The 25,815-nt window shown below is 68.9% G+C and carries 23 protein-coding genes; 9 read left to right on the plus strand and 14 right to left on the minus strand.

What is annotated here, in order from left to right; translation table 11 throughout:
- Nucleotides 1-24: 24 nt before the first annotated feature.
- From ACQPWU_RS51080 to ACQPWU_RS51100, 5 genes are all read right to left on the minus strand, one after another.
- Complete coding sequence (locus tag ACQPWU_RS51080) at nt 25-507, minus strand: flavin reductase family protein (protein WP_433433865.1); 483 nt, start codon at nt 505-507, stop codon at nt 25-27.
- A gap of 96 nt (nt 508-603) precedes the next feature.
- Nucleotides 604-1,536 (minus strand): ABC transporter substrate-binding protein, encoded by a 933-nt coding sequence (locus tag ACQPWU_RS51085; RefSeq protein ID WP_433433866.1) that lies wholly within the window; start codon nt 1,534-1,536, stop codon nt 604-606.
- A gap of 38 nt (nt 1,537-1,574) precedes the next feature.
- Nucleotides 1,575-2,267 carry an ABC transporter permease gene (locus ACQPWU_RS51090; protein WP_433433868.1) on the minus strand — a complete coding sequence of 231 codons (693 nt, stop codon included), beginning with the start codon at nt 2,265-2,267 and terminating at the stop codon, nt 1,575-1,577.
- The gene (locus tag ACQPWU_RS51095) at nt 2,264-2,944 is read right to left on the minus strand and encodes an ABC transporter permease (protein WP_433433870.1); all 681 of its coding nucleotides are present in this window, start codon (nt 2,942-2,944) and stop codon (nt 2,264-2,266) included. The genes ACQPWU_RS51090 and ACQPWU_RS51095 overlap by 4 nt, the downstream gene beginning before the upstream one ends.
- Entirely contained in the window at nt 2,937-3,977 is a 1,041-nt protein-coding gene (locus ACQPWU_RS51100) for an ABC transporter ATP-binding protein (protein ID WP_433433872.1), read from the minus strand. Before ACQPWU_RS51100 ends, ACQPWU_RS51095 begins: the two co-directional genes overlap by 8 nt.
- Before the next feature lie 299 nt (nt 3,978-4,276).
- Between ACQPWU_RS51100 and ACQPWU_RS51105 the strand changes: the two genes are divergently transcribed.
- The 4 genes from ACQPWU_RS51105 (at nt 4,277) to ACQPWU_RS51120 (ending at nt 10,925) form a co-directional block, all read left to right on the plus strand.
- On the plus strand, nt 4,277-5,860 hold the full coding sequence (locus ACQPWU_RS51105) for a hypothetical protein (protein WP_433433874.1): 1,584 nt from the start codon (nt 4,277-4,279) through the stop codon (nt 5,858-5,860).
- Nucleotides 5,861-6,097: 237 nt separating this feature from the next.
- Complete coding sequence (locus ACQPWU_RS51110; RefSeq protein ID WP_433433876.1) at nt 6,098-9,235, plus strand: CARDB domain-containing protein; 3,138 nt, start codon at nt 6,098-6,100, stop codon at nt 9,233-9,235.
- Between the two features lie 870 nt (nt 9,236-10,105).
- Nucleotides 10,106-10,693 (plus strand): Uma2 family endonuclease, encoded by a 588-nt coding sequence (locus ACQPWU_RS51115; protein ID WP_433433878.1) that lies wholly within the window; start codon nt 10,106-10,108, stop codon nt 10,691-10,693.
- Nucleotides 10,694-10,706: 13 nt separating this feature from the next.
- Nucleotides 10,707-10,925 carry a hypothetical protein gene (locus ACQPWU_RS51120; RefSeq protein ID WP_433433880.1) on the plus strand — a complete coding sequence of 73 codons (219 nt, stop codon included), beginning with the start codon at nt 10,707-10,709 and terminating at the stop codon, nt 10,923-10,925.
- Nucleotides 10,926-11,037: 112 nt separating this feature from the next.
- Here ACQPWU_RS51120 and ACQPWU_RS51125 read toward each other — a convergent pair whose 3' ends face one another.
- On the minus strand, nt 11,038-11,229 hold the full coding sequence (locus ACQPWU_RS51125; RefSeq protein ID WP_433433881.1) for a hypothetical protein: 192 nt from the start codon (nt 11,227-11,229) through the stop codon (nt 11,038-11,040).
- On the opposite strand from ACQPWU_RS51125, the gene ACQPWU_RS51130 reads away from it, so the two are divergent.
- Nucleotides 11,216-12,598 (plus strand): hypothetical protein, encoded by a 1,383-nt coding sequence (locus tag ACQPWU_RS51130; protein ID WP_433433883.1) that lies wholly within the window; start codon nt 11,216-11,218, stop codon nt 12,596-12,598. The genes ACQPWU_RS51125 and ACQPWU_RS51130 overlap by 14 nt on opposite strands.
- A 146-nt stretch (nt 12,599-12,744) precedes the next feature.
- Here the strand turns inward: ACQPWU_RS51130 and ACQPWU_RS51135 are convergent, their stop codons facing one another.
- The 6 genes from ACQPWU_RS51135 to ACQPWU_RS51160 are packed head-to-tail and all read right to left on the minus strand — an operon-like array spanning nt 12,745 to nt 18,947.
- The gene (locus ACQPWU_RS51135) at nt 12,745-13,908 is read right to left on the minus strand and encodes a lipid-transfer protein (protein ID WP_433433885.1); all 1,164 of its coding nucleotides are present in this window, start codon (nt 13,906-13,908) and stop codon (nt 12,745-12,747) included.
- Nucleotides 13,905-14,294, minus strand: coding sequence for a MaoC family dehydratase (locus tag ACQPWU_RS51140; RefSeq protein ID WP_433433887.1), 390 nt, complete (start codon nt 14,292-14,294; stop codon nt 13,905-13,907). The genes ACQPWU_RS51135 and ACQPWU_RS51140 overlap by 4 nt, the downstream gene beginning before the upstream one ends.
- Nucleotides 14,294-15,211, minus strand: coding sequence for a bifunctional MaoC family dehydratase N-terminal/OB-fold nucleic acid binding domain-containing protein (locus ACQPWU_RS51145; protein WP_433433889.1), 918 nt, complete (start codon nt 15,209-15,211; stop codon nt 14,294-14,296). Before ACQPWU_RS51145 ends, ACQPWU_RS51140 begins: the two co-directional genes overlap by 1 nt.
- Nucleotides 15,212-15,219: 8 nt before the next feature.
- Nucleotides 15,220-16,374, minus strand: coding sequence for an acyl-CoA dehydrogenase family protein (locus tag ACQPWU_RS51150; RefSeq protein ID WP_433433891.1), 1,155 nt, complete (start codon nt 16,372-16,374; stop codon nt 15,220-15,222).
- Nucleotides 16,374-17,351 carry an acyl-CoA dehydrogenase family protein gene (locus ACQPWU_RS51155; RefSeq protein WP_433433893.1) on the minus strand — a complete coding sequence of 326 codons (978 nt, stop codon included), beginning with the start codon at nt 17,349-17,351 and terminating at the stop codon, nt 16,374-16,376. Before ACQPWU_RS51155 ends, ACQPWU_RS51150 begins: the two co-directional genes overlap by 1 nt.
- Nucleotides 17,352-18,947, minus strand: coding sequence for an AMP-binding protein (locus ACQPWU_RS51160; RefSeq protein WP_433433894.1), 1,596 nt, complete (start codon nt 18,945-18,947; stop codon nt 17,352-17,354). It lies immediately after the preceding gene.
- A 243-nt stretch (nt 18,948-19,190) separates the two neighbouring features.
- On the opposite strand from ACQPWU_RS51160, the gene ACQPWU_RS51165 reads away from it, so the two are divergent.
- Nucleotides 19,191-19,787, plus strand: coding sequence for a TetR family transcriptional regulator (locus ACQPWU_RS51165; protein ID WP_433445510.1), 597 nt, complete (start codon nt 19,191-19,193; stop codon nt 19,785-19,787).
- A 207-nt stretch (nt 19,788-19,994) separates the two neighbouring features.
- On the opposite strand, the gene ACQPWU_RS51170 is transcribed toward ACQPWU_RS51165, so the two are convergent.
- Nucleotides 19,995-20,957 (minus strand): GlxA family transcriptional regulator, encoded by a 963-nt coding sequence (locus ACQPWU_RS51170; protein WP_433433896.1) that lies wholly within the window; start codon nt 20,955-20,957, stop codon nt 19,995-19,997.
- 78 nt (nt 20,958-21,035) lie between these two features.
- Here ACQPWU_RS51170 and ACQPWU_RS51175 point away from each other — a divergent pair, with 78 nt between their 5' ends.
- On the plus strand, nt 21,036-21,977 hold the full coding sequence (locus ACQPWU_RS51175) for an NADP-dependent oxidoreductase (protein WP_433445511.1): 942 nt from the start codon (nt 21,036-21,038) through the stop codon (nt 21,975-21,977).
- Between the two features lie 134 nt (nt 21,978-22,111).
- Here the strand turns inward: ACQPWU_RS51175 and ACQPWU_RS51180 are convergent, their stop codons facing one another.
- On the minus strand, nt 22,112-23,569 hold the full coding sequence (locus tag ACQPWU_RS51180) for an MFS transporter (RefSeq protein WP_433433898.1): 1,458 nt from the start codon (nt 23,567-23,569) through the stop codon (nt 22,112-22,114).
- A 97-nt stretch (nt 23,570-23,666) separates the two neighbouring features.
- Between ACQPWU_RS51180 and ACQPWU_RS51185 the strand changes: the two genes are divergently transcribed.
- Both ACQPWU_RS51185 and ACQPWU_RS51190 read left to right on the plus strand, forming a co-directional pair.
- Complete coding sequence (locus tag ACQPWU_RS51185; protein ID WP_433433900.1) at nt 23,667-24,656, plus strand: sigma-70 family RNA polymerase sigma factor; 990 nt, start codon at nt 23,667-23,669, stop codon at nt 24,654-24,656.
- A 42-nt stretch (nt 24,657-24,698) separates the two neighbouring features.
- Nucleotides 24,699-25,814, plus strand: coding sequence for a steroid 3-ketoacyl-CoA thiolase (locus ACQPWU_RS51190; RefSeq protein WP_433433902.1), 1,116 nt, complete (start codon nt 24,699-24,701; stop codon nt 25,812-25,814).
- Nucleotide 25,815: the final 1 nt, after the last annotated feature.

The following is a 25,815-nucleotide window of genomic DNA, read 5'->3' on the forward strand; positions in this document are numbered from 1 at the left end:
CCTCGCCGAGGACCAAGCCACGCATCACGTTCCTGCCGCGCGGTAGCGGCCGCGGAGCCGTACCAGAGGTTGCAGCGAGGGACTGACGTAGGGGACGGCGAGGACGGCGGCGATGAAGAGCGTGTGGTCGCCGGCCGGGACCACCTTGGTGGTCCCGGCCTCCAGGGCGGCCACCCCGCCCTCCACCACCAGCGCGTCCGTGTGCTCGCCCCGGTGGTGCGGAGTGCCCGCCAGCAGCAGGCGAGCGCTGGGCCGGCCGGCTGTGGCGAAGCGGCTGGCGATGGCCGCCTGGCCTGACGACAGGAGCGAGGCCGCCCAGCGGTCCTGGCGGAGCAGGACCTCGTTGAGGTAACCCTGGCTGGCCAGGCTCACCAGCACGAGCGGGGGCTCCAGCGAGACCGACATGAGCGCGGACACCGTGGTGCCCAGGTCGTCGCGCCCATCGCGTACGGTCACCACCGCCACCCCGGCCGCCAGCTGCGCCATCGCCTCCGTGAATTCACTCACGGAAACAGTCTCCGGGAAGTCACGACCAGAACCTCCGGGGACTCCCAGCAGAACCGGAAAGTGAGGGCCCCCGGACAACGGGGACCCTCACCGGAGTCAGGCGAGACCGTTGGAGGTCAGCCATTCCTTGGCCACCGTGGCGGGCTCGTCCTTGTTGACGGAGATCTTCTGCATCATGTCCAGCAGAGACTGCGTCGTCAGCTTCGCCGAGATGGCGTTCAGCGTGGTCTTGATCGTGTCGTTCGCGCCCGCCTTGTAGATCAGCGGCGTCACGTTCTGGGCGGGGAAGATGTTCTTGGGGTCCTGCAGCGGAACGAGGTTGTTCGCCGTCATCTTGGGGTCGGTGGTGAACACGTTGCCGACCTGGATCGTGCCGTCCTTGATCGCGTCAGCGGTGGTCGGGCCCGTGGGCTTCCACTCCTTGAACTCGACCCCGTAGACCTCCTTGAACCGCGCCTCCCACCGCTTCTTGAACTCGGGCGGGCCGCCGACGGTGAAGGTCTTGGAGACCTTGGCCAGGTCCTCCATGGTGTTCAGCGACTGCTTGGTCTGGGTGTCCTTGCTGATCGACAGGCTGTCCTTGTCCTCGGCCGGCGAGGAGTCGAGGATCTCCAGCTCGGCCGGCAGCTTCTCCTTCAGCGCGGCGTTGACCTCGTCGGTGGTCGCGGCCGTGTTCTTCAGGTCGACGAAGGCCAGCAGGTTGCCGTTGTACTCGGGCACGATCGTCAGGCCACCACTCTTGACCTGGTCGTAAACGGCCTCGCGGCTGCCGATGCGCGGCTTCTCCTCCACCTGCACACCCTTGGCCTCGAGCGCCTGGGCGTAGACGGACCCGAGCAGCACGCTCTCGTCGAAGTCGAAGGACCCGATGACAGCCTTGCCCCCGCCCCCGCTCGAAGCCGAACCGCTGGGGGCCGCGCTCGAGGTGTCGAGCGGATTGCCTCCAGTGCTACCGCCGCCACCACCGCAGGCGGCCAGCCCGAGCATCGCTGACATGAGCACCGCAGCGATGCCGTACTTGCGTCCCATTTCGATTTTCCCTTCTAAGCGGGAGGTAATAGGGGAGACTACCGAATCTTCAGACGTCGGCTCACCCCTGGGGATACCGTCACTCTCTGGGTGAGCGTGAACAGTACCTGCACTACTAGGGCGAACAGCACAATCAGTACTGAACCCCCGACGACGCTCGCGTAATCCTTCGTCGCGAAACCGTCGATCACGAACCTTCCGAGGCCGCCGAGCCCCGTGTACGCGGCGACGGTGGTGGTGGCCACGACCTGGATCGCCGACAACCGGCAGCCCAGCAGGATCAGTGGCAGCGCGACCGGCACGAGCACCCGTCCGAGCACCTGCCCCCCGCGCAGGCCCATCCCGTACGCGGCGTCGCGCAGCTCGGGATCGACCCCCTTGATGCCCTCGAACGTGTTCACCAGGATCGGCGGCACCGACAGCAGCACCAGCGGGATGATCACCGGCCAGATCGAGGCCGTGCCCAGCAGCAGCACGAACATCACCAGCAGTCCGAGCGTGGGCAGCGCTCTGGCCAGGTTCGCGGTGACGACGACGATCACCTCGCCGCGGCCCGTGTGGCCGATCAGCAGCCCCAGCGGCACCGCGATCAGCACGGCCAGCGCCAGCGCCAGCGCCGAGAACTCCAGATGCTCCAGCAGGCGCATGGGGATGCCGGATGGGCCCGACCAGTTCTCGCCGCTCCCGAAGAAGTCGGCCAGCCAGCCGAAGAACGCTGTCAGCCAGCTCACGAACCCGTCCCCCTTCGTGCCCGTACCCATGGAGTGAGCAGCCGCTGCGCCAGCACCAGCAGCCCGTCGGCGATCAGCGCCAGCGCCACGATCAGCACGATCCCTACGATCACCGGCGGCATGAACGGGTTCTGGTACGCCCGCGTGAACAGCCCGCCGAGCCCTCCTTGCCCGATCAGCGCACCCACGCTGACCAGGCTGATGCTGGAGACCGCCACCACCCGCAGCCCCGCCAGCACCACGGGGACGGCGATCGGGAGCTCCACCGCGACCAGCCTGCGCAGCGGCGTGAACCCCATCGCGACGGCCGACTGCCGCACATGATCGGGCACCGAGCCCAGCCCGTCCACGACGGCCGGGATCAGCACGGCCATGCCGTAGAAGGTCAGCGGGATGATCACGGTGGTCTGCGACAGCCCGGTCACCGAGATCAGCAGCATGAAGACGGGGAGCGAGGGAAGCGCGTAGACGACGTTCATGAAGCCGGAGGTGGGCTGGTAGAGCCAGCGCCAGCGCACGCAGGCGAGCCCGAGCGGCAGCGCGATCACCAGCGCGACCAGGATCGGCACGAGAGACATCGTCAGGTGGTCGATGAGCAGGTTCTTGATGCTGTCGACCCGGCCGGTGTCCCAGTTACGCCCGATCCACTCCCAGATGGAAGGGGGACCGTCAGCCATCCGCCGCCTCCGCGAGCGCCTCGTCGAGCGTCTCCCTCGTGGCCACGCCGACGACCTTGCCCTGCTCGTCCACGGCCACGGCACAGCCGGACGGCGACAACAGCGCCGCGTCGAGCGCCGTTCGCATGGAGTCACGCCCGCGCACGAACGTCCCGTACGGCTCCAGCTCGTCGGGCCGCGACGCGGACACCCACCCGGTCGGCCGGCCGTCCGCGTCCACGACCAGCCGCCACGGCTCGTCCGTGGCGCCAGTCAGATCGGTACGCAACCGCAACCCCTCGGTGGAGATGAACTGCAGCCGCCTGATCCCCCTGTCATGCCCGAGGAACTCCCGCACGAAGTCGTCGGCCGGGTCGGACAGCAGCGTCTTGGGGTCGGCGATCTGCGCCAGCCTGCCGCCCACCCGCAGCACCGCCACGCGGTCGCCCAGCTTGATGGCCTCGTCGATGTCGTGGGTGACGAAGACGATGGTCTTGTTCAGCTCGGACTGGAGCCTGAGCAGCTCGTCCTGCAGGCTCGTGCGCACGATCGGGTCGACCGCGCTGAACGGCTCGTCCATGAGCAGCACGGGCGGGTCCGCGGCCAACGCCCTGGCCACGCCCACGCGCTGCTGCTGGCCGCCCGAGAGCTGGAACGGGTAGCGCCCGGCGAACGCGGGGTCGAGGCCGACGCGTTCGAGCAGCTCCATGGCCCTGTCGCGGGCCTTCTTCCTGTCCCAGCCGAGCAGGTAGGGGACGGTGGCGATGTTGTCGACGATCTTCCGGTGCGGGAACAGTCCGGCCTGCTGGATGACGTACCCGATGCCGCGCCGCAACGTCGGCGGGTCGATGCCCTGCACCGGCGTGCCGTCGAGGAGGATCTGGCCCTCCGAGGCGTCGATCATACGATTGATCATCCGGAGGGAGGTCGTTTTCCCGCAGCCCGAGGGGCCGACGAGCACGGTGATCTCACCCGTGGGCGCCTCGAGGTCGAGGCGGTCCACGGCGACCGTTCCGTCCGGATAGCGTTTGGTGACAGCGTCGAATGTGATCACGCGCGAACTCTCGCTTCAGGCTTCTGGGGCAGGGGTCGCAGCCCCCTGCCACGACCGCCGCATGATCTCTTGACAGCACAGACTACGGCCGTCTGAACCGCCCTGTCCTCCCCAGTACCTCCTGAAGCGTTTCAGTTGACCTGGATATTTACCCCAAATCCGTATCTGGTAGTGCGCCGGACCATGGTGTGTTGGCATGATTACCTCCACGAACTTCTGACGCACACCTCCACAAAGCCCTGACGCGCACCTCTCACCTCCCTCACCCTCAGCGTCCACAAAGCAAGAGGATCCGGCCCGTGTCTCAGCCGCTCACCGATCAGCGTCAACGCGCCGAGTTGATCGCAGAGCTCTACGACCGCCATGCCGCCGGGCTGTTCGCGTACTGCGCCGACCAGCTCGGCGACCTCGGCTCCGCGTCCGACGTCCTGGTGTCCCTGTTCTCCAGCGTCGCCGCGTTCCCTTCCCCCGCGGAGCCGCCCCGCGCCGCTCTCTACGCGTTCGCCCGCCGCGAGATCCACCGGCGGGACATCGTCTACGCGCCGCCCGCCGTGGACCCGCTGATCGACCCTGCCACCGCGCTCGTCGAGCGCACCCTGCGCGAGCTGCGCCCGCACCAGCGCGAGGTGCTGGTGTTGTGCGCGGTCGCCGGGCTGAGCAAGGCGGAGCTGGCGTGGGTGCTCGACGTCGCGCCGGACACCGCCGAGGAGCTGGCGGTGGGCGCCGGCCACCGCTTCAGGCAGGCCTTGGGGTCGGCGCTGGCCTCGACGGGGGTCCGCATCCCCAAGCCGGTGGCCGACGTGTACGGCGCGCTGGCGGTCGCCCCGCTCCGCGACGTCCTCGGCCGCCTCCCCTGGCCCCAGGCACCGGGCGCGCTCCGCATCCACTTCGCCGGCTCCCGTACGGCCGCCCCCGGACCGCTGTTCGTGAAGCCCCGCTGGCCCAGCCCCCCGATCTGGCCCCAGCCGCTGGCGGACGCGGACCCGGCGACCAGCACGGTCATCTTCCCGGCGGAGCTGCTGACGCCCCCTTCGTCGTCACGCGTGCCCGACCACGACGCCACCACGGCCCCGATGCCCAAGCTCCGCGACGGGCTGGACTCTGCCCGGCCTCGCAGGGATCCGCTGACCTCCACCGAGCACTTCCCCCTCAGGGATCCCCTGGCAGCCCTGGACGGCGCGCGGCCCTTCGTAGGAAGGACCTCTGTGCCGTCCGACGAGCGCCCGTTCTTCCTGGCCCCCGAGCACATGGGCGGCCTGGAGCCTTTCGCCACAGGCGACGTGATCTTACCCAGAGACACCCGAGAGCCCTTCGCGACCGGCGACGTGCTCCTTCCCCCGAGGCCGTCGGCGGCGGACGGCGACATCCTCGCCCCCAGAGACGTCCTCGTACACAAGGGCCCGGCCCGCCCCCTGCCGCAACCGTCGGCGGCTGAGGAGCCGGCCCGCGAGGCGGCTCCGCTGTTCCGCCCTCGCTCGAAGTCCTCCAGAGGCACCAGGCCCACCGACTCAGCCGGCCCCGCCGAACCGACCGCCTCGACCAAGCGCGCCGAGCCGATCTACCGGCTCCCCGCGCCGCAGGAGGCCCCTTCGAGCGCTCCTGTCGCGCAGGAGCCCTCTCGGTCGAGCACTCTCGCCGCGCCCAAGAAGGCGCCTTCGACGACCCCCGCTCCCCCTGCTCCGGAGCCCTCCCTCCTGGCTCCTCGCCCCGTACGCGCCCGGCCCGCACCCAAGAAGCGCCCGGAGTACCGGGCCCGGCCCGAGAAGGTACGACGCCGCAAGGACCGGCATTTCGACTGGGCCTGGGAGGCCGTCGGGTTCCTGATCTGCGTGGCGATCGCGATGATCGTCTTCTTCTCGGTGCCCATGTTCGTGCATCCGTGAAGATGCCTGAACTCGCCTAGCCCGGTGGGCCCCAGTGTGGCGGCCTTCCGGTTCGAGGGTGTGCGCATCGTCGAATGGCGCGATGACGAAGAGGGGCATGAGTGCATGTACCCAGTCCCAGAGCTCATCCGACGCCGCTCGAACACCAACGCCCCCCACTTAGGTACGGGATACTCAGGCGCCGGGCCCCGCCCACGGCGGACGATTCCTTGTGGCTGCGCTCTCAAGGAGGACATCATGGGCTTCAGTCGCTTCAGGCGTAAAACGAGAACATCTTTAACGTTAGCCGCGATCCTGGCGCTGCTCCTGGCCTCTATCCCGGCCCTTGCCGCCCCCGCATCCGCGGCCACCCCCGGCTTCAAACTCACCTTCAAGATCGAGTATCTCCGCCAGATCGAAGATCCCGACAGCGGCGGCGTGGGCGAAGGCGACTACTACCCCAAGGTCCAAATCGCCGACGGCCCCCTGGAGATCGGCCCGAGAATCGAGGACGACGAGTTCGAACCCTTCGGCCTGCCGGAAGCCCCCAACGGCTGGACCTTTACGAAAGAAGACCTCCCAGGCGACAAACCAACCGTGGACATCACAGTCACGCTGTGGGACTGGGACGGCGGGCTCAACACCAACGACGACCGGATGGACATCAGCCCCCGGGACCAGGACCTGGAGCTGAACCTGGTCTACGACGTGCGCTCCGGCGCGCTATCGGGCGACGACATCGTCTTCGGCACGCCCTGCGTCAAGTCCGACGGGCAGACCGCCAAGGGCGAGACCTGCGTGGAAGGCGACGGCGACCACGGCTACCCCCGGAACAACGACGGCCGGATCACCAGAATCGGCATCACCGCCACCGCCGAGATGCCCGACACCGACGGCGACGGCATCTCGGACATCGTCGAACTCTCCGGCATCAGGAACCGCAGCGGCGGCGTCATCGCCGACCTGCCCGCGCTCGGCGCCGACCCGTGCCGCAAGACGATCATCCTGCAGCTCGACTACATGGCCGACACCAACCCCGTCACCCGGCACTCCCACCAGCCCAAGCCCGGCGCGATCACCTTGGTCCGCAACACCCTCGACGCTGCCCCGTTGCCGGCCACGAATCCATGTCCCTACCCGGGGACACACCGTGACGGCATCGACTTCATCTACCTTCAAGGAGCACAACTCACCGAACAGGCGCAAATGGGTCTGAACAGCAACGACTACCGGAACGCACGAAACACCAACTTCCCTGTCGAGCTGGCCCGCTACGCCCACTACGGGATCTTCGCCCACGACCTCCTCGGCGACCCGGGCACCTCGGGCCAGTGCTGCGAACCCAACCGGGACAACAACAAGGACTTCATCGTCACCCTCGGCTCGTGGCGGACCATGTGCGTGGCCGACTTCACCCGCGACTACGGCGGCGATGACACCCTGCAAACCATGGCAAGTGGTGACGACGTCACCATCGGCACCCAGATCCACGTCGGTGACAACGGCCGGTGCGACACGACCAGTGCCCACCCCACCGACATCCAGGTGCTCACCCCCGGCACGGGCGACGCCGACGCCAGGGTCGGCACCGATCAGGACCAGGCCGGCACCATCCTGCACGAGCTCTTCCACGCCCTGGCCCTGCGCCACGGCGGCGACAACAACGACAACTACAAGCCCAACTACCTCAGCTTCATGAACTACTTCTTCCAGACGGGCATCCCGAACAGCCCGCCGCCGCTGCTGGTCAACCAGCTGCGCGACTGGAAGGTGGGCGCGGTCCGCCTGGGCCTGTCCAACGGCAAGCTGCCCCCGCTGAACGAAGGGGAGCTGGGAGGGGGGCTGAACGAGTCTGCGGGTATCAGCGATGGCACGGACTGGACGTTCTGGTGGACCGACAACATCGCCAACCCGGCCAGCGGATTCCGTCCGCTCCGGGCGGGCGCCGGGAACGGGCCGCTCAACTGGAACGACAACCGCACGACCGGCACCAACGTCCCGATCATCGACACCGGCGATGTGAAGGTGGACATCAACGCCGAGAAGGGCCTGACCACCCTCAGGGATCACGACGACTGGCCCGCGATCAGGTTCCGGGCGCAGTCTCCCGACCGCCTGGGCTGGGCGTGCAGCAGCTGGCCCGCGTCCTCGCCCACCTGCGCGGGCGCCGGTGGCACCGTGGAGAAGGAACTGGACTTCGCCGCCGTGATCCGTCAGGAGATCTCGTTCTTCAACTTCTATGACCCCGATATCGCCACGAAGAAGACCGTCGACAAGGCCGACGCCGAGCCCGGCGACACCCTCACCTACCAGGTCAAGCTGGACAACATCGGCACTGGCCAAGCAACCGCGATCGTCCTGAAGGACACCCCGCCGACCGGGGACGCTCAAACGCGCCAGGTCGGACAACTGGGCGCAGGTGGTACGAGCACAGAGACGTTCACCTACGTAATCCCCTGCGATACCGAAGACGGCGCCGCGTTGACCAACAAGGCCGAGGTGACCGCGAAGGACCTCGCGGGCGGAGCGGAGGCCAAAACGGACAACAACACCGCTACCGCCTCAACCAAGGCCCACGCCCCCAAGCTCACCCTCGAAAAGCGCGCGACCGCCACGGTCAACGCCGGTGAGCCGATCACAGTCGATCTGAAGGTCGCAAACGTCGGCAGCGCCAAGGCCACCGGTGTCGTCCTGACCGACACGCTCCCGAAGGAGGTCTACTACAGCCAGGCCCTCGACCAAGGCACCGGCCCTCATCCGACCGAGGTCACCCGCAACGCCGACGGGACAACGACGCTGACGTGGTCGCTGGGCGAAACGACCGCGAGCGCCGACCAGTCCGTGCAGTTCACGGCCAGGCCCAGCCTGCTGTTCACCGCCGGGGACAAGTTGACCGATCAGGCTTCCGTGACGTACGGCAACACCAACGGCTGCACCTACGAGCCGGTGACCGCGACCGCCACGACGACGATCACCGAGGTCACGCCGACCCGCGACCCGCGCTCGCACGGCTACTGGAAGACCCACCCGGAGGCCCGCACAGCCGAGCTGCTGGCCCGGGTTCAGGCCACCTACCAGCAGTTCGACGGCTCGGGAAACGGGGCACTGGACAACTCCGAGGCCGGGGCCGTGCTCTCGGCGGGCGGTCCGCAGCCGGGTCCCGCCAAGTTCCAGCTGCTGGCGACCTTGTTCGACCTTGCCGCGCGGCAGATCAACGCCTCCACGCGGATCGACAGCGGACTCACCCGCAGGCTCGGGACACGCACGATCGGAGAAGCAGTCAGGTACGGCTTCGCCACCCTGGCCCTGCCGGTCAACAGCTCGACGGCCCAGCGGTACTCCGACGCCATCACCCTGCTCGACGAGATCGTCAACAACAAGAGCGAGGTGTACTGAGTACAGAGGGGGCCGGGGCTCGTCGTTGAGCGTCGGGAGGTTGACCGTGGTCAGCGACAAGTTCCGTCAGTAGCTCACCGTAGTTCCCGCCGCACGTCACGCTGGCCCCTCGCTCCTAGCTCAGAGGGGCCGAGACGGTCGGCCGGCCGAAGACGCCGACAAGGTCGGCGTCTTCGGCGAGCTCGTTGAGGCGCTGGTCGACAGGCGGCCGCCGCGGCCGTTGAGGAACAGCGCGCTCTTCTCGGCGCCGGGCCACGCGGCGCACTCACGCCGGCGGTGAGCGCGTCGCGGACGACGGGCTCGGTCAGCGGCACCTGGCGTAGCGTCTGGCATTTTTCCGTTCCGGACGATGACGGTGCCCTTGCGGGCTGACAGTGTTGAGCGTCAGGAAGATGACAGTGGGCGGCGGCAGGTTCTGTCAGTAGCTCCCCGTAGTTTTCCCGGCTCAGCAGGCTTTGTGGGCTGGAGGGCATTCGTCGGGTTCGTGCGCGACCCGCGTGAAGGACGGCATTGGGCGAGCCTTTGGCAGAATTCCTACGTCGTGCTGGTGCCTCGCCTCTCACATGGCCCGCTTCAGGCGGCAACGCGGGTTCGATGCCCCGTCGCCCGCTCTCAGAGCGAACAGCCAGGTCAGGGGTTGATTTCCTACCGGGGTTTGTCTGCACGTCCTCGATCTTCCGCAGGCTGATTGCCGTCCACAACGAGGGGCCACTGACTCCCGGGCCGATGTCGCCGCTGGCCAGGCCGCCGATGGTACGGTGGCCGTGATCGGTGCGGTTCCCAAACTGACAGCGCGGTCGATTCCCGTACCCGCTCGACACCTTCCAGTTAGCCGATCTTCGATGTCAGCCCCAAGTGAGGGAGACCGGCATGGCAACCCCTCCCTGGTACGAGTCTCTTCCCGAAGTCATGAGCGAAGCAGAGTATCAAGCGTTGCCAGAGGACATCGCCGGGAGCATCGAGGTAGTCCACGGACACGTGATCAAATGCGAGTCACCCGCTCCGCAGCACTACCGCATAGCCCGTCGTCTGGCCGGCTCACTGGAAGCCGCTCGTCCGATCAGCGGGCCGTGTCTGAGCGTTGAGACCGACATCGACGTGGTGCTCTGGCGGGTTCCCAAGTTCACCTTCCGGCGTCCGGACGTGGTGGTCTGCAAATGTTTGGACGACCCTGGCCAGAAGCCGGATGCGTCCCAGACCCTGGCCGTCGTCGAGGTCTCCTCACCTGGGACCGTCCGCGAAGACCTCACCGACAAACGCACGCAGTACGCCGCCGCCGGCATCCCGCTCTACCTGCTCATCCTGCTCGACGAGAAGTACGAGATCCTCGAGGTCAAGGAGTTCCACCTCGATGCCGTAGCCTCCGAATACAGGCTCCATCGGGTTCACCAGGCAGACCTCGAGCTGGAACTCCCTATCAGGGTGACTATCCCGTTTCTCGTACTGACCGCTCCCTGAAACGTTGCCTCGTGTGGCCCCTCCAGCTTCGGAACCCTCGCTCCTGGCCCCTCGCCCCGTTCTCGCCCGGCCGACGCCCAAGAAGCGACTGGAGTACCGGGCCCGGCCCACGAAGGTACGACGCCGTAAGGACCGGCATTTCGACTGGGCCTGGGAGGCCGTCGGGTTCCTGATCTGCGTGGCGATCGCGATGATCGTCTTCTTCTCGGTGCCCATGTTCGTCCACCCGTGAGAGGCGGTGGTCAGTCCAACGCACCCCATGGCAAGGAACTCGCCGCGGGTGCCGGGGAGGGGTACGGCAGGCTGCCGAGTGGGTGATATGCATCACCTCCCCTCGTTTCGCGTCACGCTTCGCACCCCTTTGCTTCTCTCACGCCTGACAGCGTGATCGTCGCGATGTTCTCAGTCTGGAGCACCATGAACCTCGCCTTTGTCAGGCATGTGCTGGCCACGAGTCTCTTACTCGCGCCGGCAGTCGTTGCCCTCTCCTCTCCATCCGCCGGCGCCGACACCGTGACGCCGGTGGAGGTGATCACTGCGGATCCCTACGCCGACGCGGTCCCTCCCGACTACAAACTGAGCTACGCCTTCAATGTGGCCGACAAGCGTGCTCAGGCCGACCCCACCTCCTATGCCCAGCCTTACATCAGCTCCGGAGCCCTCTACGCACCCGTCACCATCGCGGCCGCGGCCACGACCGACGTGCGGACCAGGGCCGCCCAGGTGATCCTCTTGCCGCCGGACCTCACGCCTCCTGACGAGGGCACGGACGATGTGACGTCGGTGCCGCCACCGCAGGACAAGGAGACGGTCGCGGCCCAGTCCGCGACCTCCGCCACGCCGACGGCTGAGCCATCCGGCCAGCCGGATCTCACCGTGGCGCAGAAGCTCGCCGAAGCGATCAAGCCGCAGTCCGTCATTGTCGGCGGCGTGCCCATCGCCCCCAAGGTAGGGCTGGTCAAGTACAGCCTGAGCCAGCTCGACACCATCAAGGACGAGGTCATCGCCCTCACTCCCGTTGTCCTGCCCGGCGCCGACAAGATCACAGGCAGCTACATTCAGGCCGAGAAGGACCGCGTCGTTGTGGAGGCCAGCGAGGCCTCCGACGAGTTCCGCACCGCTCTGGCCACCCGTTACGGCCCGGATGCCGTCGTCATCAGGCTTCTGACCGACTCCTCCACATCGGCTCTGGACTCCCGGCCGAGTGACAGCAGTTCGGGCGGCTTCTACGGCGGTTCTTTGATCGGCAATTACAGCCCCACCGTCGGCAGCTGCAGCGACGGGTTCTCCTGGCGCTACAGCGGATACCACGCCATGCTCACGGCCGGGCACTGCACGGGGCTCGGCTGGACCATGTTCACTCCGAGGGAGGACATGGGCCACGTGGTGAAGGACACCTGGGCGAACAACTCCGGCACCGGGCACATCGACGGGCAGAGCGCCTATCACGGCGACGCCTCCATGATCAAGATCGACCCCGGCAAGTCGAGCGCCCCGCGCATCTATGTCGGTTCCAGCACCTCCGCCGCCAGTCGCGCCGTGGCCGGCATGTACTACCGCAGCCCCGCTTACGGCGACAAGTACTGTACCGGCGGCGCCACGACGGGCGAACTGTGTGGTTGGAGGGTCGACACGGTGCGGTTCAACCATCGTTACAGCGACGGGACGGTGGCTCGCAACATGACCCGTGGCTCCAAGCAGGGCAAGTGCACTCGAGGCGGCGACTCCGGCGGCCCCGTCTACACGGTGAACTCGGAGGGCAAGGTGCTCGCCAAGGGCATCCACAGCGGCACCGGCGGCGGTGGCACCGATTCCTACGGTGGCGCGTTCGACCCCTGCCACGAGTTCTTCACCGACATCTGGGAGGTCTACTACGGCTTCCCCGGAACAATCGCCATCGGCTGACTCTCCACTTTGGCTCGGCCGGGAACAACCCCGACGAATTCAGCGGCCGGAGCAGGGAGCAGCGAGCAGGGTTTCGGGTGGGCTCCAGCGGGCCAACCACCCAGACGGGCAACGGTTGGGCGAGCCCTGGCCCACCTACCCGTTGGTTACTCGGCTGAGAGGATCAGGCCGCTTGTCGGTACGCCTGTTCCCGCCGTGACCAGTACGTTCCTAACGTCTGTGAGCTGGTTGGCCGCCGTTCCCCTGATCTGGCGTACCGCCTCCGCTATGCCGTTCATGCCGTGAATGTAGGCCTCCCCCAACTGGCCCCCATGCGGGTTGACCGGCAGCCTGCCGTCCAGCTCTATGCTCCCGTCCCTGAGGAACTCCGGGGCCTCTCCTCGGCCGCAGAAGCCCAGCTCCTCGAGTTGGGCCAGGACGAACGGGGTGAAGTGGTCGTACAGGATGGCCGTTTGGATGTCTTTGGGAGATAAGCCTGACATGTTCCAGAGTTGGCGGCCCACCAGTGACATTTCGGGGAGGCCTGTCATGTCGTCTCGGTAGTAGCTGGTCATCATCATCTGGCCCGTGCCCGAGCCCTGGGCGGCCGCCGTGATCAGGGCGGGTGATCTGCGGAGGTCGCGGGCTCGTTCTGCCGACGTGACGACCAGGGCCACCGCGCCGTCGCTCTCCTGGCAGCAGTCGAGCAGGTGCAGCGGCTCCACGATCCATCTGGACGCCTGGTGCTCCTCCAGCGTGATGGGGCGCTGGTAGAACCAGGCGGCCCGGTTGGTGGCCGCGTGCCGGCGCATGGCCACCGCCACCCGGCCGAAATCCTCCGAGGTGGCGTGGTACGTATGCATGTAGCGGCGCGCGAACATCGCCACCCACGCCGCCGGCGTCATCAGGCCGAACGGCACGTGCCAGCTCATCTCCAGGCCCTGCGAGGTGGGCTCGCCGGTCAGGCGGCTGTTGGGCTGGCCGAAGCGGCGGCCCGAGCGTTCGTTGAAGGCGCGGTAGCACACGACCGTACGGGCCATTCCCGTGGCCACGGCCATGGCCGCGTGTGCCACGGTGCCGCAGGCCGCGCCGCCGCCGTACTCGACCCGCGAGAAGAACGTCAGGTCCCCGATCCCCGTCTCCCTCGCCACGGCGATCTCCTGGTTGGAGTCCTGGGTGTAGGTCACCATGCCGTCCACGTCGCCAGGGGACAGGCCCGCGTCGTCCAGGGCCGACAGCACGGCCTCCGCGGCGAGCCGCAGCTCGGAACGGCCCGACTGCTTGCTGAACTCCGTGGCGCCGATGCCGGCTATGGCAGTACGGCCGCTCAACAATTTCCCTCCTCGACCAGGGTGACGGTTCCTGTGGCGTGGTCACCCAGGCTCACCTTGCCTCGTACCTCGACCGTGAGCCGGCCGTCCTCGCGTGACACGACCGTCCCGTTGAAGGACAGGCGGTCCCCCGCGTACGCCGGTACGCCCAGCTTGACCGCGATGCGCTCGATGACGGCCTCCGGGCCCGCCCAGTCGGTGACGTACCGCTCGACCAGGCCCATGGTGGTCAGGATGTTGAGGAAGATGTCCTTCGAGCCCTGGGCGCGGGCTACCTCGACGTCGTGGTGGACCGGCGTGAAGTCCATGGTGGCCAGGGCCGTGGAGACGACCACGGTGGGGGTGAGGTCGATGGCCAGCTCCGGCAGCGTCGCTCCGATCTCCATCACGCCTCCCCTGGCATCCACATCGGCAGGACGAGCTGGTCGTCCATCCGCCGGTACGTCACACGCAACGGCATACCGACCGACACCTCCTCGATCGGGCAGTCCACGACGTTTCCGATGATCCGTACGCCTTCCGGCAGCTCCACCACGCCCACCACGAACGGCGTCTGCCTGCCCGGCACCGGGGGGTGATGGTGGACGACGTAGCTGTAGAGAGTTCCCCGGCCGCTCGCGACCGCATAGGCGAGGTTGGCCGAGCGGCAGTGTGGGCACAGAGGGCCGGGCGGGTGGCGGAGCTCGCCGCAGTCGGCGCAGGTCTGGATGCGGAGCTCGCCCTGCTTCACGCCTTCCCAGAAGAACGCGGTGTCCTGGTTGATCGCGGGTTGGAGCGGGTACGCGGCCGCCTGTTCCTTATCCGGAGGGCGGCTTTCCCTGGCGCGTGGGCGAAATTTCAGGACCCGGAAGAGCATCTCGGCGACCGGCTCGTCGTCCTCGCTGTACCAGGTGACCTTCCAGGTGGCGAAGAACCCCACGCCCAGAGCCGTCTTCTTTGGCCCGGCCAGGTCCGTGAACCGGGTGGCCGGGGTCAGCCGCTCGCCGATCCGCGCGTGCCGGTGATAGGTCTGCTCGCAGTTCGTCGCCACCACGCCCGTGTAACCGCTCGCGTCGAGCGTGGCCATCATGTCGTCCACCGGCGAACGGTCCTTGGCCGACCGCCGCACGCCCGGCATCGTCCACACCTGCGCCATCGCGGGCGGAGCGACCCCTTTCTCCAGATACGCAGGGTTCTCGTCCCCCATGGCGTCCAGCCAGTGCCTGATCATGGGGGCGTTCACGGGGTCGCGCGCCGGGGTGCCGCGTACCTCCCCCAGCGCCGCCTGCTTTGCCGCCAGCTCGTGCAGCTCCTCATCGTTCATGGGAAGAGTCATCGCGGCGGCCTCGGCAGGCTCAGGCCGAGCATGGCGATCAGCTCGCGCTGCACCTCGTTCACCCCGCCGCCGAACGTCAGCACCACCGCCCCCTTCACCCCGTGGTCGATGCGTTCGAGCAGCTCGGCCGTCTCCGGGTCGGACGGGTCTCCGTACCTGGACAGGATGTCGCCGACGAGCCTGCCGACCTCCTGCATGCGTTCGGAGCCGTAGATCTTGGTGGCCGAGGCGTCGGGGGCGCCCAGCCAGCCGAGGTCCATGTTCGCGGCGACCTGCCAGTTCAGCAGTTCGTTGGTGCGGAAGGCCGCCCACACCCTGGCCAGCGCCCGCCGTACGTCCGGGTTCGCCTCCTGTCCCGTGCGGCGGGCCCAGGCGAGGAAACGGTCATAGGTCTGGCCGAGGTTCCCGGCCGGGCCGAGGGTGACGCGTTCGTGGTTGAGCTGGTTGACGATCAGGTCCCAGCCCCGGTCCACCTCGCCGACCACCATGTTCACGGGGACGCGTACGTCGCTGTAGTAGGTGGCGTTCGTGTGGTGGCGGCCGTCCATGGTGACGATCGGCGTCCACGAGAAGCCGGGGTCGTCCGTGGAGGCGATCATCATGGTGATGCCCTTGTGCTTCTTGGCCTCGGGGTCCGTGCGGGCGGCCAGCCAGATGTACTGGGCGTAGTGCGCGCCGCTGGTGAAGACCTTCTGGCCGTTGACGACGTAGTGGTCGCCGTCGAGCACCGCCGTGGTGCGCAGGGAGGCCAGGTCGGTGCCGGCCTCGGGCTCGCTGTAGCCGATGGCGAAGTGGCACTCGCCCGCGAGGATGCGCGGCAGGAAGAGGTCCTTCTGCTCCTGCGTGCCGTACTGCATGAGCGTCGGCCCCACGGTCTGCACCGTGATGATCGGGTACGGGACGCCCGCCCGGGCTATCTCGTTGGCGAAGATCTGCTGCTCGAGCGGGCCGTAGCCGCCTCCCCCGTACTCCTTGGGCCAGCCGAGGCCCAGCTTGCCGTCGCGTCCGAGGCGGCGGCAGTGCTCCATGTACGCCTCGCCGAACGGGTCCTCGGCGATCTTCCTGCGGTCATCGGCGGTGAGGCACTCCTGGAAGTACTCGCGGAGCTCGTCTCGGAGGGCGCGCTGGGCGGGGGTCAGGTCGATCAGCATCAGACGAGCGCTCCGATCAGGTCGAGCTGGGCGTCGGCGCCGCCGAGCAGGTGGGACAGGTGCTTGGCCTGGGCGAAGTAGCGGTGCAGCGGATACGTGACGTCCAGTCCCAGGCCGCCGTGCAGGTGCTGGCAGGTGTAGAGGGCCTTGACCGCCTCACCGACGTGGTACGCGGCCAGCGCCAGGTCCTGGTCGGCCGGCAGGCCCTCCCCAAGGCGCCAGACCGCCGACCACATGGCCACGTCGAGGGCTCGCGCCGCGATGTAGACGTCGGCGATCTGCATGGTCACGGCCTGGAACTCGGCAAGTGCCCGGCCGAACTGCTTCCTCGTCCTGATGTAGCCGGTGGTCAGCTCCAGGGCGCCGGCCAGCACACCACTGGCCTGCGCGGCCACGGCCGCCATGAACAGCCGCCTGGCTCCGGTGACCGCCTCTGGACCCGCGACCCGCTCGGCCGGGGTGCCGTCCAGCACGACCGTGGCGGCGGGCTCGCCGGTGGACGTGTACTCGGGGGTGGTCGGGGGCGACTCGACCAGGAACAAGCCCTCGTCGGCGGCGATCAGCACCGGGGCCTCGGGGTAGGGCACCGAGACCTTGCGGCCCGTCAGAGCCCAGCCGCCGCCAACGGGCCCGGCGGTCGTCAGGGGCGGGTCGGCCGGCGCCCTCCCGGGCTCGCGGAGCGCCATGGTGGCCCCGGCCTGGCTGCTCAAGCGGCGCTGCTGGTCAAGGGTGCCGTAGTGGGCCAGGGTCAGCGTGCTCACCAGCGTGGGCAGCGCTGGCACCGGGGCCGCACGCGCACCCACCTCCCGCAGCACCACGGCCATCTCAACCGGCCCGAGCCCGGCTCCGCCCGCCTCCTCCGGCACGCACACGCTCATGAGCCCGGCCTGCCATAACCGCTCGCCGTCCTCTTTGGCCAGCACCTCGGCCGCCAGCTTCCGCAGGTCCTGCTGGGTTTCGTCCAGGTTGAAGTCCATTCACGCCTCCAAGAGATGTTGCCTGCCGTGCCGTACGAACTCTTCCTCGATGCCCTTGACGTCCGCGTCGGTCAGCGGGCGGAGCCCGGAACCCGTGCGCCACCAGACCGGGTCGGCGGTGCGCCAGGCCTCGCGGGCGAGGACCCGTTTGAGGACCTTGTGCGAGGAGGTCTGGGGAAGATCATCAGAAAGGCGGATATATCGGGGTAAGGACTTGGCGCCCAGATCGCGGCGCGAAGCGAGGAACGCCGCGAACGCGTCCGGGTCGAAGCCGCCCTCCAGCACGAGCGCCGCCATGACCTGGTCGCCGGCCGCCGGATCGGGCACCGGGTAGACGGCCGCCTCGATCACCCCGGCGAACTCCCTCAGCGCCGCCTCGATGGGCGCCACTGCCAAGTTCTCGCCGTCCACGCGCAGGCGTTCGGTGCCGCGCCCGGCGAAGAACACGTAGCCGTCCCCGTCCGCATACGCCAGGTCGCCCGACCAGAACGCGCCGTCCTTGATGCGCTCGGCGTCCGCCTCCGGGTCGTTGTAGTAGCCCTCGAACAGCCCCAGCCCGGTGACGTTGACCAGTTCGCCGACGGCCTCCTCCGCGTTGAGCAGGCGGCCGTTCTCGATGCGGCCCGGCGGGCAGGGGCGCGCGGTCACGGGGTTGAGGATCTGAACGCCCTCCGGCAGCCTCCCGAGGCATCCGGGCGGGCCGGACGGGTCGGGGCTGAGCGAGATGGCCGTCTCCGTGGACCCGAAGGCGTCGATCACCCGGCACCCGAACCGCTCCCCGAACCTCCTGGTCGCCACCGCGCTCCCCTCGTTCCCGAACGCGATCCGCAGCGGGTTGCCGGCGTCGTCCGCGCGTTCCGGGGTGGCCAGGACATAGGAGAGCGCTTTGCCCACATAGTGCAGGTACGTGCAGCCGTACCGCCTGATGTCCGGTAGCAGGCCGGACGCCGAGAACCGCCGCCGCAGCACCAGCGCCGCCCCGGACGCCACGGCCGGGGCGTAGGCGGCCATCAGCGCGCCAGAGTGGAACAGCGGCATCGAGCAGTACACGACGTCGGAAGGCGCGAGCATCGCCGCCAGGCTCATGCCGGGCAGGGCGAGCTTGCGCTGTGTGATCCGCACGGCGCGGGGGCGGCCCGAGGTGCCGGAGGTGAAGATCAGCATCACGAGTTCCCCGGGCGCGTCCTGCGGTGTGGCAGGAGGCTCGAGCCCGACGGCGGACAGAGGCATCGCGTCCACTCCCAGCGCCGCGGACACCTGCCCGGCCGTCGTCACGTATGGGCTGTCGGCCAGGAGCAGGTCCACATCGGTGGCACGGGCGTCGCGGACCAGCTCGTCGACCGAGCGGGTCGGGTTCAGCGCGACGACCACGTGCCCGGACAGCGCCGCCCCACCCACCAGGAACACCAGCTCCGGGACGTTCTCGCTGAGCACCCCGACATGCAACCGGGCACCGCGCCCGGACAACCAGGCGCCGGAGGCACGGCAGGCGGCCACGTGCTCGCGCCACGACCACACCAGGTCCTCGAACATCAGCCCAGGTCGATCGTCCCCGGCCCGTGCGAGGAGCAGGGCCGCCAGCGTGTCCGCGGTCATCCAGGGCCTCCACCAAGCGCTCGGTCAACCGAATCGCAAACTAGAACAGATTCTAATATCTGTCCAGTGTCCCGCTGTGTCGATAAGTCGGGACATATGCCTGTAACGCCGTAGACATGGGGCTATACGGCCACTTTGTGACCCGCGAGTAACAAGCCGCGATATCAAGAAATCAGATAACGTGTTCTTATGCGTACCACGCACGCGTCAATCGCCGCGCCCTCCAGCGACACCGAGGGGACCATGGAGAGCCACCCCACGACGGGCGGGCACAGCGTCCGTACGCGCAGCCAGCACCAACGCCGCAAGCGCATCGTCCAGGCGGCGGCCGCCCTCGCCTCACGCGGCGGGGTCGAGGCCATGCAGATGCGCACGGTGGCCGAGCGCGCGGGCGTGGCGCTCGGCACGCTCTACCGCTACTTCCCGTCCAAGATGGACCTGGTGGTGGCGGTGGTGGGCGAGGAGATCGACCTCCTGGAAAGCAGCATCGAGCGCAGGCCGCCCGGAGCCACCACCCCGGCGAGCCGCGCGGTGGACGTACTGATGAGAGCGACGCGCGGGCTGATGCGCGAGCCGGAGCTGGCCGACGCGCTCATCCGCTCGCTGATCATGGCGGAGGTGCAGACGCCGTTCGGCGAGCGCATGACGGGGCTGCTGCTGCGCGTCTCGGCCGACGGCCTGAGCCTCGAAGCCGCGAGCGAGGAGCAGCTCGACCTGGCGGGGTCGCTGGCCAGCGTGTGGGTGCAGGAGCTCCTCGAAATGCTCCGCGGCCGCCGCACCTACGATCAGATCCAGCGCCGCATCGAAACCGCCGCCGCCAGACTCTTCGCCGACTTCTAAGAGCATCACCGCGCTTCGGCTGACGGCCCTCCAGGAAACGGCCCCCGACCCGGCAAGAAACCCATACGTTACGGCTCCGCACGGGCAAGCCACCCGCCGCACTTCGGCTGACGGCCCTCCAGGAAACGGCCTGTGACCCTTCAGTGGCGTGCCGCCGTTACGGAGCGCACAGTGGGCCGCCTGGGTGGTGCCCGGTGAGCCGGTCGCCTAGTTCGTCATGTGGAACGTGCGGCGGTACGCGTGCGGTGAGACCCCCACCGCCGCCTGCAGGTGTTGCCTGAGGGAGACCGGCGTTCCGAAGCCTGCGCGGTCCGCGATGCGGTCCACCGGGAGGTCGCTGGTCTCCAGCAGATGCCTGGCCAGGGCGACGCGCTGCTGCGTCAGCCACTGGCCCGGGCTCATCCCCACCTCCTGCCGGAAATGCCGGGTGAACGTGCGCCTGCTCATCCCCGCGTGAGCCGCCAGGTCGTCCAGCCGGAGCGGGGCGCCCAGCCGTTCCATGGCCCAGGCCCTGGTGGGGGCGGTGCCGACGCTGGACGGCTCGGGCACCGGGTGCTCGATGTACTGTGCCTGGCCGCCGTCCCGCCACGGCGGCACCACGCACGCCCTGGCGACCTGGTTGGCGACCCGGCTGCCGTGGTCTCGGCGGACGAGGTGGAGGAAGAGATCAACCCCGGCAGACGCGCCCGCCGAGGTCAGCACGTCGCCGTCGTCCACGAAGAGCACGTCCGCGTCCACCCGCACCTCTGGGAACAGGGCCGCGAACCGCTTGGCGTCCCGCCAGTGCGTGGTCGCCGGGCGGCCGTCGAGCAGGCCCGCGGCCGCCAGCACGAACGTGCCGACGCAGATGGACACGACCCGGGCGCCGGGACGGATCCGGGCCAGCGCCCCGGCCAGTCCTGCCGGCAACGAGTCCTTGCCCGTGATCTCGGAGAACCACTCCGCGGCGGGCACCACCACCGTGTCGGCGCTCTCCAGCACACTCGCGTCGTGATCTACCGCGACGGAGTAGTCGGCGGCGGTGGCGACGGGCCTGCCGTCGAGCGTGCAGGTGACCACCTCATAGAGCGGCTCGCCGCCGGCCCCATGTGCAACGCAGAAGATCCGGGACGGAACGCTCAACTCGAACGGGATGACCCCGTCAACGGCAAGGACGGCAACGCGATGCATGGCCCGATCTTTACACATCATGGCCTTTGGGCCACTCGCGAGTTTGGTGCCTCTCTTAGCAGGCTGGGTTCCATGAAGATGAAAGCGATCAGCCAGGACACCCTGGGCGGCCCGGAAGTGCTGAAGATGGTCGAGGTGGACAAGCCGGTGCCCGGCCCGACCGAGGTGCTGGTGCGGGTGGAGGCGGCCGGGCTGAACCCGACCGACTGGAAGACCCGCGAGAGAGGCGGCTTCCTGAAGGATGGGCCACCGTTCGTCCTCGGGTGGGACGTCTCGGGCGTGGTCGAGGAGTCCGGTGTCGGGCAGGCGCTCTACAAGCCGGGCGACGAGGTGTTCGGCATGCTGAAGTACCCGGACAAGCACGGCGCCTTCGCCGAGTACGTGACCGCGCCGTCCCGGCACTTCGTACGCAAGCCCGCCAACATCGACCACGTCCACGCGGCCGGGATCCCGCTCGCCGCACTGACCGCCTGGCAGGCGCTCGTGGACGTCGCCGGTCTGAAGGGCGGCCAGCGCGTGCTGGTTCACGCCGCCGCGGGCGGGGTCGGACACCTCGCAGTGCAGATCGCCAAGGCGCGCGGGGCGTATGTGATAGGGACGGCCAGCGCGGCCAAGCACGAGTTCCTGCGCGGTCTGGGTGCCGACGAACTGGTCGACTACCGGAACGAGGACTTCGCCGAGGTCGTGCGGGACGTGGACGTGATGCTGGACACGATCGGCGGGGACTACGGCGCGCGCTCTCTGCGTACCATGCGCGAGGGCGGCACGATCATCTCGCTCGTGCTCAGTGTGCTCGACCCGGACGCCCAAGCGAAGGCCGCCGAGCTGGGCATCCGCTCGGAGGCCATGCTGGTGGAGCCGGACCAGGCCGCGATGCGCGCGATCTCAGCCCTGGTCGAGGCGGGCAGGATGCGGGTGGAGATCGCCGCGACCCTTCCGCTGGCGGAGGCGGCCAAGGCCCACGAGCTCGGCGAGACGAACCGTACCACCGGCAAGATCGTCCTCACCGTCCCGCACTGACCCGCCGCACCAGAGCCGTCACGGCCCACCACCCCCTGGCCGCGCGGACTCGCAGGTGGGAGGTGAGGACCAGCTCGATGTAGGTCCCACCCCAAGAACCGCGGTCCGAGGCGGGCGGTTCGTGGGGTGGTGGGTCAGTGGCCCACGGAGAGGGGGAGCTCGTCGTGGGCCTCCGAGTCCTCAGCCGGCTCAGGGCGTTCCGGCTTGAGCACCGTGAGCGCGATGGCGATGGACACCGCGACGAGGGCGGTCCCGATCAGGAACGCGAGCTGGTAGCCCCCGGTCAGCGCCTCCGCCTCGGGACGGCCCTCGGCGGCGAGTTGGCCGGTTCGCGTGGCCGACAGCGTGGCCAGCACCGCCAGCCCCATCGCCGCGCCCACCTGCGTGGTCGTGTTCACCAGGCCCGAGGCCAGCCCGGCGTCCTCCCGCGTGGCGCCCGACATGGCCAGCGCGGCCAGCGCCGGGAACGCGCCGCTGATCCCCACAGCGAGCAACAGCGTCGCAGGCAGCACGTCCACCAGGTAGCTCCCGCCCACCGGGACCCGGGCGAACAGCGCCAGCCCGGCGGCGATCAGCACCAGCCCGCCCAGCAGGGTGGCTCTGGCGCCGAACCGGGTGACCAGCCGCTCGGAGTAACGCAGCGACAGCGCCCCCATCAGGACACTGTGCGGCAGGAACGCCAGACCCGTGGTGAGCGAGTCGTACCCGAGCACCTGCTGCAGATACAGCGTCCCCAGGAAGAACATCCCGAACATGCCGGCCACGGTCAGTGCCTGGATGGCGTTCGCACCGGAGACGTTCGCCGAGCGGAAGATCCGCAGCGGGACCAGCGGGTCGCGGGCCTTGGCCTGGCGCAGCACGAACAGCAGGAGCAGCAGAACGGAAGCACCCCCGAGCGACAGCGTCTGCGCCGAGCCCCAGCCCAGCTCGGCGGCGGGCTTGACGATCGTGTAGACCCCCAGCATCAGGGCCGCGGTGATCAGTACGGCGCCCAGCAGGTCGGCGCCCCGGCCGAGGCCGGTACCCCGGTCCCTGGGCAGCAGCCGCACGGACGCCACCCCGGTGGCCAGCCCGATGGGGATGTTGATGAAGAAGATCCAGTGCCAGTTGATGCCCTGCGTCAGCACGCCGCCGGCCAGCAGCCCGATCGAGCCGCCCGCGGAGGCGACGAAGCTGTAGAAGCCGAGGGCCTTGGCGCGCTCGCGCGGCTCGGGGAACATGGTGACGATCACGCCGAGGATGACGGCCGAGGTCATCGCGCCGCCGACGCCCTGCACGAACCGCGCGGCGATCAGCACCTCCTGGCTGCCCGCCAGCCCGCACACCAGCGAGGCCAGCACGAACACCGCCAGCCCGGCCAGGAAGACGCCCCTGCGCGAGACCAGGTCGCCGACCCGGCCCGCCAGGAGCAGCAGGCCGCCGAAGGCGATCAGGTACGCGTTCACCACCCAGGCGAGGCTGGACTGGGTGAAGCCCAGGTCACTCTGGATGGCGGGCAGCGCCACGTTCACCACGGTGACATCGAGGACGATCATTAGCATTCCGGTGCACAGCACCGCCAGCGCCACCCAGCGCGAACGTTCCGAATTCATGGTCATTCCTTTGGTTCCGTAAATGGTTCGCCTTAATAGACGGGCCGTGGGCTTGAAAGTCATCGGTCTGTCGGTGGCGAGGTCTATACAGAGAGGTATGACCGACAAGCCGACAAACGAGGAGTTCCTCCAGCACGCTGATCCGATGCGGCGCGAGTTGCTGGCGCACTGCTACCGGATGATGGGCTCGGTGCACGACGCGGAGGACCTCGTCCAGGAGACGTACCTGCGCGCGTGGCGGGCCTATGACGGCTTCGAGGGGCGTTCCTCGTTGCGCACGTGGCTCTACCGCATCGCCACCAGCGCCTGCCTGACCGCGCTCGACAGCCGGAGCAGGCGGCCGCTCCCCACCGGTCTCGGCGCCCCCAGCACCGAGCCGGCCGCTCCCCTGGTGACGGACAACGAGGTGCCGTGGCTGGAGCCCGCGCCCGACGCGCTGACGGGCACGGGCGGCGACGACCCCGCCTCGATCGTGACCTCGCGCGAGAGCATCAGGCTCGCGCTCATCGCCGCGCTGCAGCATCTGCCGCCCCGGCAGCGCGCGGTGCTGGTCCTGCGCGACGTGCTCAAGTGGAAGGCCGCCGAGGTGGCCGAGGCGCTGGAGACGTCCACCGCGGCCGTCAACAGCATCCTCCAGCGGGCCCGCGCCCAGCTCAACGAGGTGCAGCCGAGCATCGACGACCCGGTCGAGCCGCTGTCGCCCGAGCAGCGGGCCCAGCTCGAGCGTTACGTGGCCGCGTTCGAGAACTACGACGTCGACAGCCTGGTGCATCTGTTCACCAAGGACGCGATCTGGGAGATGCCGCCCTTCGTCGGCTGGTACCAGGGGCCGGAGACGATCGCGGAGCTCACCAGGACGCAGTGTCCCGCCGAGCGCGCCGGCGATCTCAAGCTGGTGCCGACCGCCGCCAACGGGCAGCCGGCCTTCGCCGTGTACTTCCGCGAGGACGGCGTCTACCGGCAGTTCGCGATCATGGTGCTGACGTTCTCCGGGGAGCGGATCAGCCATGTCGGCATGTTCTTCGAGGAGAACCTGTTCAAGACGTTCGGGCTGCCGTCGGCGCTGGAGGGTTCCGCGACAAAGTAGAACGCGTTACAGTCTCGCCAGAGCATCGTTCTGGAGGCGACTGTGGGCACACCTGTGATCGTCGAGGCCGTTCGCACTCCCATCGGCAAGCGGGCAGGCTGGCTGGCCGGGTTCAAGCCGCAACAGGTCCTGGCCATCGCGATGAACGGGCTCGTCCAGCGCTCGGGCATCGATCCGGCGGCCGTGGGCCAGGTGTTCGCCGGGTGCGTGACGCAGGCGGGCGAGCAGGGCGGGCACGTCGGGCGCTACTCGTGGCTGTATGCCGGGCTGCCGTACGCGACCGGGGCGACGACCGTGGACGCGCAGTGCGGGTCGTCGCAGCAGGCGGTGCACCTCGCGGCGGCGATGGTGAGCTCGGGCGTGATCGAGGCGGGTATCGGGTGCGGTGTCGAGGTGATGAGCCGGGCTCCGCTCGGCAGCAACGTGGCGCCCGCCAGGGCCAAGCCGGACGACTGGAGCATCGACCTGCCCGACCAGTTCACCGCCGCCGAACGGATCGCGCGGCGGCGCGGGCTGACGCGGGAGCGGCTCGACTGGTTCGGGGCGCGCTCGCAGCGGCTGGCGGCCAAGGCGTGGGCCGACGGGCGGTTCGAGCGGGAGATCGTGCCCGTCGGGGACGTACGCAGAGACCAGGGATTACGCGAGACCACGGCCGAGACCCTGGCCAAGCTCAAGCCCGTCGCCGACGGCGGGCTGCACACCGCGGGCACCTCGTCGCAGATCTCCGACGGCGCCGCGGCCGTGCTGGTGATGAGCGAGGAGGCGGCCGCGAGGCACGGGCTGCGGCCCAGGGCGCGGATCCTGGCGCAGGCACTCGTGGGCGCGGAGCCGTACTACCACCTGGACGGGCCGGTGGAGGCGACGGCCAAGGCACTGACGGCGGCCGGGATGACGATCGGTGACATCGACAGGTTCGAGGTGAACGAGGCTTTCGCGTCGGTCGTGCTGTCGTGGGCGAGTGTGCACGAGCCGGACTTCGACCGCGTCAACGTCAACGGAGGCGCCATCGCGCTTGGGCATCCGGTCGGCGCCACCGGCGCACGGCTGATCACCACGGCGCTGCACGAACTGGAGCGGTCGGATTCGGCCACCGCCCTGGTCACGATGTGCGCTGGCGGCGCGCTGGCCACGGCCACCGTCCTGGAGCGGATCGGCTGAC

It is taken from the genome of Nonomuraea sp. CA-141351, from assembly GCF_050944675.1.
GTDB lineage: Bacteria > Actinomycetota > Actinomycetes > Streptosporangiales > Streptosporangiaceae > Nonomuraea.

Coding starts and splice junctions, on each gene's coding strand:
- ACQPWU_RS51085 (WP_433433866.1), bottom strand. CDS start 1,536: ATGGGACGCAAGTACGGCATCGCTGCGGTGCTCATGTCAGCGATGCTC.
- ACQPWU_RS51095 (WP_433433870.1), bottom strand. CDS start 2,944: ATGGCTGACGGTCCCCCTTCCATCTGGGAGTGGATCGGGCGTAACTGG.
- ACQPWU_RS51110 (WP_433433876.1), top strand. CDS start 6,098: ATGGGCTTCAGTCGCTTCAGGCGTAAAACGAGAACATCTTTAACGTTA.
- ACQPWU_RS51115 (WP_433433878.1), top strand. CDS start 10,106: ATGGCAACCCCTCCCTGGTACGAGTCTCTTCCCGAAGTCATGAGCGAA.
- ACQPWU_RS51140 (WP_433433887.1), bottom strand. CDS start 14,294: ATGGAGATCGGAGCGACGCTGCCGGAGCTGGCCATCGACCTCACCCCC.
- ACQPWU_RS51145 (WP_433433889.1), bottom strand. CDS start 15,211: ATGAACGATGAGGAGCTGCACGAGCTGGCGGCAAAGCAGGCGGCGCTG.
- ACQPWU_RS51150 (WP_433433891.1), bottom strand. CDS start 16,374: ATGCTGATCGACCTGACCCCCGCCCAGCGCGCCCTCCGAGACGAGCTC.
- ACQPWU_RS51155 (WP_433433893.1), bottom strand. CDS start 17,351: ATGGACTTCAACCTGGACGAAACCCAGCAGGACCTGCGGAAGCTGGCG.
- ACQPWU_RS51160 (WP_433433894.1), bottom strand. CDS start 18,947: ATGACCGCGGACACGCTGGCGGCCCTGCTCCTCGCACGGGCCGGGGAC.
- ACQPWU_RS51165 (WP_433445510.1), top strand. CDS start 19,191: ATGGAGAGCCACCCCACGACGGGCGGGCACAGCGTCCGTACGCGCAGC.
- ACQPWU_RS51170 (WP_433433896.1), bottom strand. CDS start 20,957: ATGCATCGCGTTGCCGTCCTTGCCGTTGACGGGGTCATCCCGTTCGAG.
- ACQPWU_RS51175 (WP_433445511.1), top strand. CDS start 21,036: ATGAAAGCGATCAGCCAGGACACCCTGGGCGGCCCGGAAGTGCTGAAG.
- ACQPWU_RS51180 (WP_433433898.1), bottom strand. CDS start 23,569: ATGAATTCGGAACGTTCGCGCTGGGTGGCGCTGGCGGTGCTGTGCACC.
- ACQPWU_RS51185 (WP_433433900.1), top strand. CDS start 23,667: ATGACCGACAAGCCGACAAACGAGGAGTTCCTCCAGCACGCTGATCCG.